General features: G+C 60.1%; 11 protein-coding genes. All 11 read right to left on the reverse strand.

Annotated elements, in window-relative coordinates; genetic code table 11:
* Positions 1-47: 47 nt before the first annotated feature.
* Positions 48-1,031 carry an alpha/beta hydrolase family protein gene (locus GRI91_RS13340; RefSeq protein WP_160737196.1) on the reverse strand — a complete coding sequence of 328 codons (984 nt, stop codon included), beginning with the start codon at positions 1,029-1,031 and terminating at the stop codon, positions 48-50.
* Positions 1,028-2,776 (reverse strand): CocE/NonD family hydrolase, encoded by a 1,749-nt coding sequence (locus tag GRI91_RS13345; protein ID WP_160737197.1) that lies wholly within the window; start codon positions 2,774-2,776, stop codon positions 1,028-1,030. Before GRI91_RS13345 ends, GRI91_RS13340 begins: the two co-directional genes overlap by 4 nt.
* Before the next feature lie 96 nt (positions 2,777-2,872).
* Complete coding sequence (locus tag GRI91_RS13350; RefSeq protein WP_160737198.1) at positions 2,873-4,045, reverse strand: CaiB/BaiF CoA transferase family protein; 1,173 nt, start codon at positions 4,043-4,045, stop codon at positions 2,873-2,875.
* A complete protein-coding gene (gene dctP, locus GRI91_RS13355; protein WP_160737199.1) occupies positions 4,042-5,091 on the reverse strand; it encodes a TRAP transporter substrate-binding protein DctP in 1,050 nt (349 codons plus the stop codon). The genes GRI91_RS13350 and dctP overlap by 4 nt, the downstream gene beginning before the upstream one ends.
* Positions 5,088-6,374 (reverse strand): 2-hydroxyacyl-CoA dehydratase subunit D, encoded by a 1,287-nt coding sequence (locus tag GRI91_RS13360; RefSeq protein ID WP_160737200.1) that lies wholly within the window; start codon positions 6,372-6,374, stop codon positions 5,088-5,090. Before GRI91_RS13360 ends, dctP begins: the two co-directional genes overlap by 4 nt.
* Positions 6,371-8,482: a CaiB/BaiF CoA-transferase family protein gene (locus GRI91_RS13365; RefSeq protein ID WP_160737201.1), complete on the reverse strand. Its 2,112-nt coding sequence runs from the start codon at positions 8,480-8,482 to the stop codon at positions 6,371-6,373. The genes GRI91_RS13360 and GRI91_RS13365 overlap by 4 nt, the downstream gene beginning before the upstream one ends.
* Positions 8,479-9,351, reverse strand: a complete 873-nt coding sequence (locus GRI91_RS13370) for a hypothetical protein (protein ID WP_160737202.1) — start codon at positions 9,349-9,351, stop codon at positions 8,479-8,481. Before GRI91_RS13370 ends, GRI91_RS13365 begins: the two co-directional genes overlap by 4 nt.
* On the reverse strand, positions 9,348-10,655 hold the full coding sequence (locus tag GRI91_RS13375) for a TRAP transporter large permease (protein WP_160737203.1): 1,308 nt from the start codon (positions 10,653-10,655) through the stop codon (positions 9,348-9,350). The genes GRI91_RS13370 and GRI91_RS13375 overlap by 4 nt, the downstream gene beginning before the upstream one ends.
* The gene (locus tag GRI91_RS13380; RefSeq protein WP_160737204.1) at positions 10,652-11,158 is read right to left on the reverse strand and encodes a TRAP transporter small permease subunit; all 507 of its coding nucleotides are present in this window, start codon (positions 11,156-11,158) and stop codon (positions 10,652-10,654) included. The genes GRI91_RS13375 and GRI91_RS13380 overlap by 4 nt, the downstream gene beginning before the upstream one ends.
* The gene (locus tag GRI91_RS13385; protein WP_160737205.1) at positions 11,155-12,264 is read right to left on the reverse strand and encodes a CapA family protein; all 1,110 of its coding nucleotides are present in this window, start codon (positions 12,262-12,264) and stop codon (positions 11,155-11,157) included. The genes GRI91_RS13380 and GRI91_RS13385 overlap by 4 nt, the downstream gene beginning before the upstream one ends.
* A 20-nt stretch (positions 12,265-12,284) precedes the next feature.
* Positions 12,285-14,987: a TonB-dependent receptor plug domain-containing protein gene (locus GRI91_RS13390; RefSeq protein ID WP_160737206.1), complete on the reverse strand. Its 2,703-nt coding sequence runs from the start codon at positions 14,985-14,987 to the stop codon at positions 12,285-12,287.
* Positions 14,988-15,077: the final 90 nt, after the last annotated feature.

A 15,077-nucleotide genomic window follows, 5' to 3' on the forward strand; every position in this document is an offset into this window, starting at 1 on the left:
CTCCAGCGGCGCCGTCTCACAGCGCTAAGCCAAATGCAGAATGTCCATCACCAGCCTTTTGTTTCAGTCGTCCAGTCACCCGTACAAAAGCGGCAATCCTCGGCCAGGAAGGCCGCCGCTGCTTGCTGATTGCCCTTCAGCTGCCAGGCCAGCCACTCCACAGCAAAGGCTGCCCATGCGCCGCCATTTTCCATCATAAACGTGCCCCCGTGGCCAACTGGCATGCTGCCCAGCACAACCGGAACATGCTCGATCCGCCGGTAATCATCGGTGCCATTGGGCCATGCAATATCACTCGGTCCTCCCAGCACATAGGCCACCGGAGTATGGAGTTTAAGGAGGTCCTGCTTGTCGATCTTCACACCGCTCCGGCCGCTGCCCGGGCGATTATAGACCCCGCTGCCAAACGCCATCACAGTGCCAATCCGTGGATCTGCGCCGGCCTGCAGAGCCTGAAGCCCGCCGCAGCTATGCCCCATCACCGCCACGCGATCAGTGTCGACATGGCCGTAAAGCGCATTTTCGGGATCTGTATTCAACGCATGGGCTACATCAATGCCTGCCAACAGACCCGCCGCGCTGGTTTCATCTGGCTGGGGTTTGTCCGGCTGCGACCGCATATCCATGCGCATGGACGGCAGTGTGCCCGAAGTCGGCAGCTCCTTCGCCGGGCGGCCATTGGCGATCACCAGATAGCCATGACTGGCAATTTCTCGCAAAAAATGGCTGGCACTCAGCCCATTATCGCGGCACCCGCCATTACCCCACAGCACCACCGGCAGCGGCTGATCTGGCAGGATGTGCGGGCGGTAGAATGTGTAGCCGGGCGCTTGTGGCAATGCCTGCGCGATGCCGCTCCATCGCCCGGTTCCGGCCGGGGAGCCAATCTGACCGGTTAGCGCAGTCTGGGCGGTTGCCACACCGTTAAATCCAGTGGCTTCATCGGCGCTGGCCGGCGGCATGGTGCAGGCGGCAGTTCCGCTCAGACATAGCAGGCCGAGCAGCTGCAAAGCTGTGCGTTTCGCGTTCATTCATCCCGCCCCTTCATGTCGCTTGGGCGGGCCAATGGCAGATCAAGGCGTGACCCGGTTTCCCAGCCATAATGGACCGCTATCTTCGGCGGCGGATTCTGCACCAAGTCGGCGAGGTTGCGCTGGCGCGGATCGGCTCCAGTCACCAGGAAGCGCAGCCTGTGACCCGGCAAGACCCGGTGCGCGAGCGGCATCATGGCAATCGAAAGCATCGCCGTTTCACCCGCACCCAGCGGCATGACATCAGCCTCCCGTCCCGAATGCCAGGGCAGCCCCATCGTGTCCCACGGGGCGGCGGATGTTTTGCGGTGCGAAACCTTGAGCCGCCCGAACGACACGACTTCCACCGCGCCATCGCTCCCCACATCTTCCAGATAGACGAACACATCGGCATCCGGCCGGTCCACGCTGATCGCGATATTGGCGACGGGATAGCCGAGCAGATCAAGAGCGGCGCTGGCAGGTGCGCTGTCAAAGGTCACGCCGTGATCATCGAGCGAAGGCGGCCAGAAGGGAAAATACGCATCATCGGCGATGTCGTAATCAACCGCAAAACCGGCGCTGCCACTATTAACGGGACGCGGGGCGAGCAGATTGCCGCCCTGCTGACCGAGATAATAGGTCAGCGTGTCACTGGCAGAACCGGGAACGGTATCCGTTTCAATATAGGTGCCGCCATCGGCGCCATCATCGTGCCAGTAGGTAACGCGCGGCTCATCGGTGAAGCCATTATCCTCACCCTTCAGATAATGGTCGAAATAGCGGGTTATCTGTCCGGTGAAGTCATAATCCTTCGGCGTCTGGCAATGGCTGCCCGGGCCGACGAGCAGTTTGCTGTCCAGATTTTCCGCAGCGACGAGGATGTGGCTCGTCGGCTCATCCTTCCAATTGCTCCACAAATAGGTCGCAATCCCGGCTTGCTTGATGGTTTGCGCATATTGCCAGATCGCCGCTTCCTGCCAGAAGGCATTGCCGGTCAGTGCACTGATGCTGTCGCGGTAGGGCATGCCGTACCACAGCCCGGCCATGGACGTGTTTTCGGCATGCATCGCCACCGCTTCGCGCAGCAGAGCGCCATTGCTGTCCGCATCCACCGGTACGCTGGCCAGATCATCGGAAAGCGGTTCATCCGGGCGCGTGTTGAATTGCGCGGTGATCCCGCCCCGGCGCACGAATTCATATTTGTCCCAATCGGTGGCGCCAGTAAAAATCGCCTTCAGCGCCCGGGGTGCCGTGCTGGCCGTATGCATCGTCGTTCCGCCAAGATAGGAACAGCCCACCATGCCGACCTTGCCGCTCGACCATGGTTGCCGGGCGAGCCATTCCACCAGATCATGCCCGTCCTGCGCCTCTGTCCGGTCCTGAAAGCCGCGGCGCGAACCGAAACTTGCGCCCTTGCCGCGAATATCCGCAACCGCCACAATATAGCCCGCACGCAGCAAGCTGCGAAGCGCCAGCCCGTCCTCGAGAGCGGTCTCATGGACCTTGCCCTCTTCATCGGTGTAGCGCGCGCGATAGGGGGTGAAGACAAAGATCGTCGGCAGCTTGTCCGTTTCCACGCCATCCCCATCAGCGGGGCGATAGACATTCATGGCCAGACGTGTGCCGTCACGCACCGGCACATAGAGCGATTCCCGCTGATAATCGGGATAATCCTGCGCCAGCGCCGGAACAGACAATGCAGGCACCGTCATGACTGTACAGGCAAGCGCCGCGCTCATGGTGCGAAAGGGCCGTGTCAGCATTATTCTCTCTCCCAGCGCAAATGCTTCTTTGGGCGGCATTTGCTTCCATAGAAAACGTCCCCGGCGAAACGGCCGACGACATGTCTGTCATTCATCTCAGGCGTCAGCCCGCGCATCCTCTCGCGCCAGCCAGGCCAGAATTTCTTCGCGGTTTTCGTCCTTGCGCGGCGGGGGAACATCGGTGCCCGGCCCGTCCGGCGTCATGCGAAAACCAGCATTGGGCACCGCGACCTTGCCCTCCACCGGCAGACCCGGAATATCGATGTCGAGGAGCGCCCCGGGGCCGCTCAGCGCGGCAGCTTCATCCACCCGGCGGATCATCCCGCAGGGAATGCCCACTTCGCTGAGTTCACGCTCCCATTCTTCCGCCGTGCGGGTGCGGAAAATGTCGGCGAGCTGGCCATGCATGGCGTCGAAATTGGCACGCCTTGCGTCAGGTGTGCAGAAACGCTCATCATCGAGCCATTCCTCCGTGCCCATGAAACGGGCCAGCGCCGCAAACTGATTTTCCTGCACCACCCCCAGAGAGATGTGCCGCTGGTCGGATGTTTCGAACAGGCCAGCAGTCGGCAATTCACTATAGCCCGTATTGCCAAGCCGTTTCAGCGTATCGCCAGTAACGAGGAAAGGCGTAAGCGCGCTGGTCATGAAGGCCATGCTGGCATCCAGCATCGACACATCGATAAAGGCACCCTCGCCGCTTTTTTCGCGGCGGAGCAGCGCGCCGAGGATAGCCATGGCCGCGGTTTGTCCGGTAAGCGTGTCGACCATCGGGAAGCCCACCCGCACCGGCGGGTCACCCTCCGCACCGCTCAGCATCATCATACCGCTGGTCGCCTGCACGATATTGTCGATGGCAGGCCAGTCGCGCTGCGGACTGTCCTGCCCATAGCCGCTGACCGAACAGAAGATGATACTGGGATTGATTTCGCGGATCTCTTCATAGCCAAAGCCAAGCCGCCCGATCACGCCGGGGCGGAAATTTTCCAGCAGCACGTCACTCTTCTCGACAATGCTGCGGGCGATGGCCTTCTCGTCCGGGTCTTTGAGGTCGAGCGCAATGCTCTTCTTGCCGATGTTGGCCGCAATAAAGGCCGGGCTCATCCCGTCAAAATCGCGATTGGAACCATAATTGCGGAACTGATCGCCGCTTTTCGATTCGATCTTGATTACCTCTGCCCCCATCAGGCGCAGCAAGTGGCTGGCAAATGGTCCCGCCATCACATGGCTGAAATCGGCTACCCGGAATCCGGTTAGCGGCTGCGTCATGTGTCGTCCCCTTCACATCGAACCTCATCCCGCGCGGCAATACTGTTTCGCGCCACGCGATAGGCTTCGATACCGTCAATTCCAAAGCGTTCGAGATCACGGGCATTGGCCTGCCCGTCCCTCAGATACAGCTCGTCAAAATGTTGCTGATCTGCGGCTGAGGCAGGCGACCAGGTAATGATTCCCTCCCCCGCTTCGCGTCCGATCTGTTCCGACTGGCGGATTTCATCAGCCAGTGCCGCTTCCCAAACAGGCTTGCTGCGCTCAAGCAATGCGCGCTGCTGCGCGCTAAGCGAATTCCAGCGCTGCTTTCCCATGGCACGCGCGGGATAGGCACCGCGCGGCACTTTCAGCTCGTAAAAATAGCCGGCTACTTCAGTCAGGTGGAGTGCGCGCAGGGTGTCCGGCGGAGCGATCACGCCATCAATGACGCCCTTGGCCATGGCCGAATAAACCTCGCCCATTGGCATATTGACCGGATCGACTCCCAGTTCGCTCAGTACGCCGAGCAATTCTGTGGGCGCGCGAATACGCAGGCCCTTGAGATCGTTCAGACTGGTAATCTGACGGCCCCGCGTAACAATACCGGGAAGCAGCCCGCCCTGCACTGCCAGCACTTCCAGCCCCTTCAGCTCCTCACCGAATTGGGGGATACTGGCGGCCATGCAGCGATACAGTGCCGTCTGACTTTCGATCGAATCCGCACCGCTGTAAAAACCGGTCTGCGTGCGCAGCAAATGGGTGCCGCCACGTACATAAATCGGCGTGATCAGGCCAATGTCGGCAACGCCGTGGCGCAGCTCCTCCATCGACATATCAGCCGATAGCAATGAACCGGACCAGACCGGACGGATAATTAGCGTACCGCCGCTTTCCCGTTCAACGAAATCCATCCAGCGCTGATCCGCCAGACTGAACGGGTGGGACGGCGGATAGGGCGTTGCATAGGTCAGTTCCGTCACCCCTTCGGGAAGCGGACGCGCGCATCCTGCCAGCAGTGCAGTGGCCACCAATAGCGCGGCAAAAGGCTTCGCAAACACCCTCATGCCAATTCCTTTTCCTTCAGGAACTCAGCCACCATGCCCACCATCCGGTTATGATCCCAGATCTTGGCATCGACCATATCGGCATCCACCATCAGCACCGGCACGCCGGCAGCTTCCAAAGCGCTGGCGGTCAGCTTGTTACCTGATTGGGACAGGCGGTTATCGGGCGGCAACAGCATGATCGCCGCATCGATGTCGCAGCGCTTGGCCTCCGATACCATCCAGCCGCTCATCCACGGGGGCAGGTGCAGCGTTTCATTCATGCTCGCGATCCGGCTGGCGAGCGCTTCCATCGGTTTGTCTTTGAGATCGCGAATATAGGCAGGCCCGGCAAACGGCATATACATCGACCAGACGAAAACCGCGCCAGGGTCTTCCTCCAGCGCCTGATAGAAACCGGGATCGTGCCACACCCCGGCACCAATCCACATCAACCGCATCTTCTCATTGCTTGACGCGCCGAGACCGGCCTCAATCCGCTCCATCACTTCATCACGAAAACTGCGCGCATGGGCAACTGCCCAGTCTGACCCGCGATGCCATTGCGGGATCATGGTGTTGGTCATCTGCTCACCAATCGACACCGGGCAGGGATGCGCCTTGCCGATCGCCTGCGCAGCTTCCCAGACATAGCCTTCCTGCACATTGATCTGCTCCATCAAATGATGGAATTTCGCCTCGTCGAATTTACGCCCTGTGCGGTTTTCCAGCACGGCGATGAGATCGCCCATTTCGCGAACCATATGGGCGATACGGTCAGGCTGATAGACACGCTCCCAATCGGATCGGGCATGGGCAAACCAGTTTGGATCCATCTCCGTCCAGGCGGGGGCTTCCATCGGGAAAAATTCACTGCCCAGCGCATCGGACCACTGGCCGAAGACATGCTGGATACAATCGCAGGTGAGCCGCGCCACCATGATAGTGGGTGTCGGCAGACCGCCCCACGGCGCGGTTTCCGGTTCATTCGCAAGGGTGCAAGCCAGGCCGAGCGAGCAATATTTGCAGCTATTGGCTGGATAGCCCTTATCCACCATCGCATCGAAATAGCGGGAAGAAAGCTGCTTTGCCGAGATATAAGCAGACCACCATTGATTGGTGATGATGGGGATATCCATCGCGTGAAACAGCTCATGCGGCGTATCGGCCTGCACGATGGCGTAGGGTTCACGATCCTCGACAACGCGGCGGCGCAATTCCTTGCCAAATGCCTTTTGAAAAGTCGTCGCTGCGGAGGTGCATTGCAGCGTCTTGCGGCTACGCGGATTGGCAGAGCTGCTCATTGAAATACCCCTGATTTTTCGAGCTCGGCGATGCGTGTTTCCGACAATTTCGATATGCTGCGCGCAACTTCATGCGCATGTTCGCCCATGCCTGGGGCGCGGAAGGGCTCCATCGGATCACGCGAAAAACGCAGCGGCGTGGCGATATGGCCAAACGGGCCGAGCACCGCATGGTTGAGCATCACCAGCGCCTCACGCGCGGCAATTTGCGGGTCCTTTTCGAGCAAATCCTCGCAATCCTGCAAGGCACCTGCAGCAATCCCTGCTTCCTGTAATTGTGCGGCGATCGCATGGTCTTCCCGCTGCGCAGTCCATGCCGCAATATCGGGGCCGGTAATGGCAAGCAGGCGGTCCTTCTGTTCCGCCGTGAATGCACTGATCGCCACCCAGCGATCATCGCCCGCAGCGGGGAAGACATCCTGAAACAGGACCGAGGGATCGGCATTGCCGAGCCGCTGAGGGCGTTCTCCTGCTTTCGCCCGGCTGAGAAAATCGCGCATTTGCTGCACGCAAATCTCATACATGCTGGCATCAATATGGCAGCCATGCCCTGTATCGCGCCGGTTTTGCAGCGCGGCGGCGACATGGCCCGCCATCACGAAGGGCACAATCACATCGCCGTACGGCACCGCGCCGGGGATGACCGGATCACCGTCAGGAAAACCGGTGAGGAATGTCCGGCCCGACAGCGCGCCGCCCGTGCCATCAACCCCCCATTCCTTCGCCATCGGTCCGGTCTGACCATAGACGCTGCCTGACACCATCACGATGCCCGGGTTGCGGACAGCCAGACTGTCATAATCAAGGCCCAGCTTCGCCATCGTTCCGGGGGAGAAGTTCTCTGCCACGACATCGGCCCAGTCGATCAGCGGGTCTAGCACGTCCCGTGCGCCATCCGCCTTGAGATTGAGCGTCAGCGATTTTTTCGAGGAATTGAGATGCGCAAACCATGGCTTGTCATCCAGACTCTTCGCGCTGGAGGCTGAAACCTGCACGTCGAGACGGGACAGATCAGGCCGTCCGCGGCTTTCGATCTTCACCACTTCCGCGCCCAAATCGCCCAGAGTCTTGGTCGTGATAGAACCGACCAGTGCCCAGGCGAAATCAAGGACTTTCACGCCGGACAGCGGCCCTGGACGATCGCCCGTGTGGATGGCCGGGGCTGTGCCGCTATTCGCCCCCACAGCCGCATTCTGATCCGTGCTCTGCCGGATGTTGGCGAAACGTGCAGGCAGACCGTCCGGCGTCTCAAGAAAGCCGCGTGCCTTGAGATGTTCGTCCGCCAGCACGTCTGCAGGTTCATTCACCACGCAGGCATTGATGCCTCGTCGATGCCCCTCGGTGGCGATGTCCTGCTTGGTCTTCATTGCGAAAAAGCTGGCCATGGCCGCCTCCCACTCGGCGCGTGTTTCCACGGCAAGGGTGGAGCGATTATAGGCGAGCCAATCGATGCCGCGCATCGGATTGTCGATGCCCGCTTCGTCCATCCAGTCCGACAATGCCTGATTGGCAGGGGCGCCCAGCCGTCCGGTCATCAATGCATGGAAGCACCAACCATCGGCAAGTTTCCACACCACCTGAACTTTGGCCTTGCCATAGGCGATGCAGCCCCCCGCCCGGTCCAGCTTGCGCCGATCAAATTGCCAGACCAGCACGCCATTGACGTTTCGGCTCATCGCGACCTGTTGAATCGACACATCGACATGTTGGCCCAGCCCGTGCCTGCCGCGCGCATAATGCGCCGCCATCGCGCCAGCCGCTCCCACCATATCGGCATGGAAAGTGCAGGCATCACCCGCTTCCTTAACCGGCTTCTGTCCGGGTTCGCCGGTCAACCGCAAGGTCCCGCCCATAGCAGAGGCAACCAGTTCGCCGCCCTGCCAATGCGAATGTGGGCCACCCGATCCAAATGGCGTGACGGAAACATGCACACAGCTTTCAGGAATGGTCAGATGCGCGGTGTTTTCCAGCCCCAGATCATCGATCACGAAGCTGGCATTTGCGACGTCGCCATCCAGCGCCGCGCCGAGCGAAGCCAGATACCGAGCCAGCGGGCGATCCGCCATGTTGCCAAGGACGGCAACCTTGTGTCCGGCGAGCGGCTTCATATGTCTGCTCCTGTCAGGAATTGGGATATTTCTTCAATCGCGCCGTCCCGCGCGAACCAGTCGCGGCGGGTCATCACCAGATGCGGCAGGCCGCTTTCTTCCAGCACGCGGCGTTCGGCGGGCAGGTGCCAGACCTGCGCCTCGTCCTCTTCGATCCGCCACAGAATGGCAGCTCTCGCTTGTGTGCGCGCCAACCGCTCCCTCAGCAATGCCGACCGGTCGCCGAAACTGCGCGGACCAGTGGCCCCTTCGTGCAGGTGACAGGCAATGGCCGCTGCGGGATCACCTGTGCCGCCTTCAATCACTGGCCCGCCTTCGCACCAATATTCGGCCAGTGTCTGACCAATGGGAGCGAAGCCAGCCGCCTGCACGGCAATATGCAACCGGTGATCAGGCATCGGGCTGCCTGCGATCAGGCAGACGGGATGATCAGGTGATGTGGCGGGCGCACTCTGCTTGCTGGAAGTAATCGCATTTTCCAGCGCGACGTCATCGACACCGAGCAGCTCGGCCAGTTCGCGGACCTTCTGCGTGGTACGCTCCAGACTGCTCGCCCGCGGAATCATCGCAATATCGAAAATCAACGCTTTGGGGCCGCCCACAAGACCGCGCCGCTGCAGTTCGCAGATGTAATAATAGAAACGCTGCGCCGTATCATCCGCGCGGCTGAAAATGACGCAATCGAGATGGTCATAATCGCCATCTGCCCATGCCTGCAGCGCGAGCGGCGCCCAAGGCGCAAATTTGCTTTCCATCCACGCATCCGCAGTGGTGACATTCTTGTCCAGATCGATGGGCAGCGGCCCGGCATAGGCGCCGGTTGCACGCAGCACGTCGAGAGGCAGGTTCGGACCAGCAGAAGCGATCATGCCAGCACCTCCGGCAACCAGAGGACCATGGCGGGGAACAGGATGATAAGCAGAATATGCAAGAAATCGCTCGCTAGAAAAGGCAGCACGCCGCGGAAAATGTCGGTGATCGACAGGTCCTTCGCCACGCCCTGAATGATGTAGAGGTTCATCCCCAGTGGAGGATGCACGAAACCGATTTCCATCGCTCGGGTGATGAAGATGCCGAACCAGATCGCGCTCAGCCCCTGCGCTTCAACAATCGGCAGCAGGATCGGCGTGGTCAGCAGCATCAGCGCCAACCCATCAAGTACGGAGCCGAGCATCAGCAGAATAACACCCAGCAGGATCAGCGTGCCGATTTTGCCGAGGCCTAGACTTTGCACCAAAGCGCCTGCACCATCGGCCAGCCCGGTCACTCCCACAAAGACCGAGAAGATCAGCGCGCCGATAATGATCAGATAGATCAGCCCGCTGGTGCGCAATGTTTCATGGAACGCTCCGAAAAGATTGTTCCATGTCAGCTTGCGGCGCATTGCCGCGATCAGCAAGGCCCCGGCCGCGCCTATCGCAGCGGCTTCCGGCGGGCTGATGAAGCCAGCAGCGATCCCCCCAATGACAAAGGCGATCAGCAAAACGATTTCCCAGATCCGCCCAAGCGAATGGAGGCGCTCGGACCATGGTGCCCGCTCCCCCGCAGGGGCGATTTCGGGCTTCCAGCGCACGAGGATGAACACGACCGCCGCATAAAGCAGCGCCTGCGTGATGCCGGGGATGATAGCTGCCGTGAACAGACTGCCAATGCTGGTTTCAGCGATGATCCCGAACACGATCAGCGCGCCTGATGGGGGGATCATCTGCCCCAGAGTACCGCCTGCCGCGATGGTGCCACTGGCAATCGTATCGGCATAGCCGCGGCGCTTCATTTCCGGATAGGCCACGAGCCCGACGGTGGCCGTTGTGGCGAGGCTCGACCCGTTGATTGCGCCAAATCCGCCGCAACCGGCAATCCCGGCATAGGCGAGCCCGCCCCGGCGATGGCCAACCATTTTTGCCGCCGCGTCGAACAAGTCACGACTTGCATCGATGGAAAAGAAGATATGCGCCATGAACAGGAATAGCGGCAGCGTGCCGAGTTCATATTTGGTCAGAACGTCGATCAGGACCACGCCGCTTTTGATCAGTGCTGCTTCCGGCCCGAGAACCACCGCGAGTCCGCCCAGCCCGACGAGACCCAGCACCACGCCGATGCGGCCGCCCAGCAGCAACAAAGCGATCAACACGGCGATGCCGACAAGGCCGGTGGCAGGATTTGCGTATATCATTCGCCATGCACCGCCGAGTTAGAGGCCGTGCCGCCGGATAATTCATCACGCCGCACCCTCGCACCGCGAAAAACCCGAATGGTCAGCACGCCGCAGGTCGCCAGAAGCACCAGACCTACAATGACGCGCAGCAGCATCCAGGGAATACCCAGCAGCTCGCTTTGTTCATACGCATCGCGCAGATCCCATGCGATCCAGCTTGATCCGGCCAGCAGGCTGGCAAAGAGCAGGAGGGTCAGAAAATCGGACAGCCTGTCCGCCAGGGCCCGGCGGCGCGGTGACAGGCGATCAACCACCAGTTTCACCCGCGCATGCGCATTTTCAATCGTGGCGACAATCATCGCAATCACGCCGGAAACAAGAACAACGGCCTGCATCATTTCGATCGAACCGTGTACCGGCAGGCCGATATGGCGTCCGATCACCGCGAACGTGTCAATCGCGGTGGCCGCCAGCAGCGCGAGCCCGCCGGTCCATAGCAATATCCGAAGAGAGAAGGTCACGCCGCCTCCATAATCATAAAATCCTGGTCAATTGAGATCGGGGGCAGTCCCGCCTCACGGCTGATCTGTTCGATGTAATCGGCTATTTCCCGCGCGCGCTCTCCATCTGCGAGCACCGGACGGCCTGGCGGTTCGACATGGACCGGGGTCACGCCAGCGCGGACAACGCCATCATCAGTGATCAGCAGACGCGCGATGAAGGCATTGACCGCCTCCGGATGAAACGGCGCGAGCGAATAGGCTGGATCGGGTTCGAAACCGAACATCTGCTTGCGCCGCTGCGCCCATTCGGCCCGCCCGGCATGGTCCTGATCCGGGGAGAGCGCGGAGGTCACCACGCAGCCGTTACCCAGACCGTGAAAGATCGGTTTCCCGCCATGAAACTCCACTCCGCGGACGATATGCGCATGATGGGACACAACCGCATCTGCACCCAGATCAACTGCCGCATGGGCAATCGGCCGTTCATAGGGCGCCAGAGTGACCGGCGTATGCACAATCCCCTTATGCAGAGCGACAATAACAAAATCGGCCTGATTGCGCGCGATTGCGATATCTTCCCGCAAGATATCGAGCGCGGCAGGTAGCACTTCGGTAATGTCAGCCCGCGGATTAACCGGCGAACCGTCGGCCGTCCCCAGCGGCAGGAAACTGCACCCTGCCTGGTCTGGGGCGGCCCAGCTTTCCTGCGGCCCCACGCAATTATAGCTGAGCAGTGCGATGCGCAGACCCTTCACACAGGTAATTGCCGCAAGCCGCGCCGATGGCAAATCGATCCCTGCACCGGCATACAGCACGCCAGCTTCGGACAGACCCGCAATCGTATCGGCAATGCCCTGTGCCCCGCTATCGGCGATATGATTGCCCGCGAGCGAGACCATATCGATGCCGGCATCTGCCAGTGCGGCGAGATTTTCCGGCGGAGCGCCGGGCGCTGGCACGTCACCCGCCATTTCATGCAGGCTATTCGTATGAGCAACCTCGAGATGCGCGATGGCCAGATCGGATTCGAGCAGCCGCGGAGCAATTCCTGAAAGCCAGTGGCGGGCATCTGGCTCATCCAGAACCAGATCGCCCGCCAGCGCTATATCCACAAGAGTACACATCGCAGCTGTCAGATGTCCTATCAGTACCGAATGCGCGCGCCGATTGCGAACATCCGCCCGATGGGGGAGGCCGCGGTGGCATCATAGCCGCCACTGCCATTACCGCTGGGCGCGAGATTCACATAAGGCGGATCAGCATCGAACAGATTGCGCACTTCGCCAATCAGTTCGAGCCCTTCCATCACCGATCCATCAAAGCTTTCGCCCACGCGCCAGGTCACGGTCAGATCAACCGGGGTAAAGGAATCCACCTTTTCCGACGGCGTGACGAGATTATTGGTGTACCCGCCCACATGGGTCGCAGCGAGGCGCGTGCTTAGGGGGCCGTGGTCCCAGTTCGCCGACACCCGCGCTTTGAATTTGAGCGGCTGAAAAATGACATTGCGCTCATCCCGCAGCTCGGCCGTCGGTGTAATGGCGACTTTGTAATCGGTCAGATATGTACTGGAGGCATTGAGGCGCAGCTTATCATTCGCCCCCAGGTCCATATTGTAGCCGATAGTGATATCGATACCGCGGGTGATCGATTTGCCCAGATTGCGCGAACGACCATCCACGTACAGATCTACATTCTCGACACTGCCGCCCGGCAACGCGCCCAGCACGCGCTTGCCCTGAGCGATCAGTTCGGCAACCCGGGCGCTGGCCTCTGCGCCGCGCAGGATGACACCTGTGCCGAGATATTGCTCCTCCTGACCCAGAATCGCCAAATTCGACAAATTGCCTGTGATCTGATCATCATAAGCGACATCGAAATAGGTCAGCGAAATACGCAACCGGTCGATTGGCTCCAGATCCGCCCCGATTGACCAGGTCGTGGCAGTTTCCGGGCTCAGATCGAGGTTCGGACCCGAACCATAGGCCACACCCGTGATCGGCGGGCCGCCAGCCGGGTTCTGATAGTTCTGAACATAGAGGTTGGAACCATTGCCATAGATTTCTGGAATGGTCGGCGCGCGGAAGGATGTGCCATAGCTGCCGCGCAGTTTCAGGCCATCAACAGGGGTCCAGTCAAAGCCGAATTGCGGGTTGGTCGTATCGCCCGCATCGCTGTAGCTGTCATAGCGAATGGCAGCCGTGAATTCGAGCTTTTCAAAGCCAGGCGTCGCATTGCCCGAACCGAAAACCGGCAGGAGCACTTCGGCATAGACGGAATCGACAGTCCGCCCGAAGGTGCGATAGCTGAAGGGTGTATCCGGCTGTCCGCGCGCCACGCCCAGATCAACCGTGAAATCCTGCCGCTCATACCCCACAGCCGCACGAATATCTCCGCCGGGAAGGTCAAACAGCGGGCCTGATGCGCCCAATTCGTAGAATTTCAGCTCACCATCGGTCGGTGCCAGGAATATCTGGTCGAAAATACCGTCGATGACCGATTGCGATGTCCGCCCCAGACCATAGGGGTCGAACGCCAGATCAGGGTCACTGCTGGCCAGCGCAGCGTTTAAAGCAGCATTGTCGACACCGTCGTAAGACCCTGAGAAATCGTGTGTTTCACCATAGGCAAACAGCCCTTCCAACTCCCATTCAAAAGGAAGCTGGATCCGGAGACCGGGCGAAATCTGCCAGCTCTCCGCATATCCGTTCGTACCGCTGAGCGGAACATCATTCGCAAAGCTGTAGTCAATGTCGTAGCTCGAACCAGCAAAACCATCTGGTCTAACGAAGAAGGCATTGGTTTCCGGGACAGCCAGACGGGTAGAAGGCTGCGCACTATTGCGCTGAAATTTCCGCTTGGAATAGAACCCGTCGATAAAGAATTCAGCCCAGTCGGACACTTCAAATGTGCCTGTCATATTCACGGAATCATATTTCTGCTGTGGCACCAGATCCTGACCGACCAGATTGTCACACAGATTGACGGTGCCCGGCGTAATCGCATTGGCATTCGCCTGCGTATATTCGGCCGGCAGGGCATAGGTCGTGCCATCAATCAGCAGCGTGCCCGGGGAGCAACGACTGGTCCGATAATCACCCCCTCCAAACGGCGTCTGGTCGGATACGAAGAAGTCCCGGTCATCGCCGCTGAGGTTGGAGCGTTCGACATGTTCATACGCGACCATGATCTGTCCGCGGCTGAACGTCTTGCCAATCGCGGCACCAGCTGACCATTCGTCAAAATTGCCATTTTCGGCAAAGCCGTAGCGGCCGAAAGCCTCCACCCCATCCAGATTGCGACGCGGGATCAGGTTCACAACCCCGGCAACGGCGTCGGAACCGTAAATGGCGGATGCGCCATTGGCGACGACTTCAACGCGCTCGACACCCAGTGTCGGCAGAACCGAGGGATCGGTGGAGCGGCTGTTATTCACCACCCGGTGGCCGTCAATCAGGACGAGTGTTGCGTAGGGCCCGATGCCGCGCAAGTTTACCGAGTTGCCATAAGTGATGTTACCGGAACCGCCGGCCTGACCACGCGAATTTTCAGACACGCCCAGATCGAAATTCTGCGGAAGCTCTTTGATCACGCGGTCGATTGTGACGGCACCGGAATCGACGATCTCATCACGGCCCAGGACCGTTGCCGTGGCGCCAACGGGTGCTCCCACGCTGACGCGGCTCCCCGTCACCACGATGGTGATGGTTTCGTCCTGGGTTTCCACGGCTTCTGCCACGGTTTCATTCTGAGCCAGTGCAGGTGCGGCGCCAACACCGCTCAAAGCCGCCACAGACACGGTGGCAAGCGCCGCGGTGCGGACAGTGCGCAAATCGCCTTTCAACATCGGTAATCCTCCCCAAATCCGCCCGCCCATCTTCGTGGCTGGCCGGTTGCAGTGGCCGATCTCGGCAATTTGACGACAGCGCGCAATCAA

Origin of the sequence: Altericroceibacterium endophyticum (genome assembly GCF_009827595.1) — a bacterium.
In the GTDB taxonomy this organism is placed as follows: domain Bacteria; phylum Pseudomonadota; class Alphaproteobacteria; order Sphingomonadales; family Sphingomonadaceae; genus Altericroceibacterium; species Altericroceibacterium endophyticum.

Coding starts and splice junctions, on each gene's coding strand:
- GRI91_RS13345 (WP_160737197.1), bottom strand. CDS start 2,776: ATGCTGACACGGCCCTTTCGCACCATGAGCGCGGCGCTTGCCTGTACA.
- GRI91_RS13370 (WP_160737202.1), bottom strand. CDS start 9,351: ATGATCGCTTCTGCTGGTCCGAACCTGCCTCTCGACGTGCTGCGTGCA.
- GRI91_RS13360 (WP_160737200.1), bottom strand. CDS start 6,374: ATGAGCAGCTCTGCCAATCCGCGTAGCCGCAAGACGCTGCAATGCACC.
- dctP (WP_160737199.1), bottom strand. CDS start 5,091: ATGAGGGTGTTTGCGAAGCCTTTTGCCGCGCTATTGGTGGCCACTGCA.
- GRI91_RS13375 (WP_160737203.1), bottom strand. CDS start 10,655: ATGATATACGCAAATCCTGCCACCGGCCTTGTCGGCATCGCCGTGTTG.
- GRI91_RS13385 (WP_160737205.1), bottom strand. CDS start 12,264: ATGTGTACTCTTGTGGATATAGCGCTGGCGGGCGATCTGGTTCTGGAT.
- GRI91_RS13365 (WP_160737201.1), bottom strand. CDS start 8,482: ATGAAGCCGCTCGCCGGACACAAGGTTGCCGTCCTTGGCAACATGGCG.
- GRI91_RS13350 (WP_160737198.1), bottom strand. CDS start 4,045: ATGACGCAGCCGCTAACCGGATTCCGGGTAGCCGATTTCAGCCATGTG.
- GRI91_RS13340 (WP_160737196.1), bottom strand. CDS start 1,031: ATGAACGCGAAACGCACAGCTTTGCAGCTGCTCGGCCTGCTATGTCTG.
- GRI91_RS13390 (WP_160737206.1), bottom strand. CDS start 14,987: ATGTTGAAAGGCGATTTGCGCACTGTCCGCACCGCGGCGCTTGCCACC.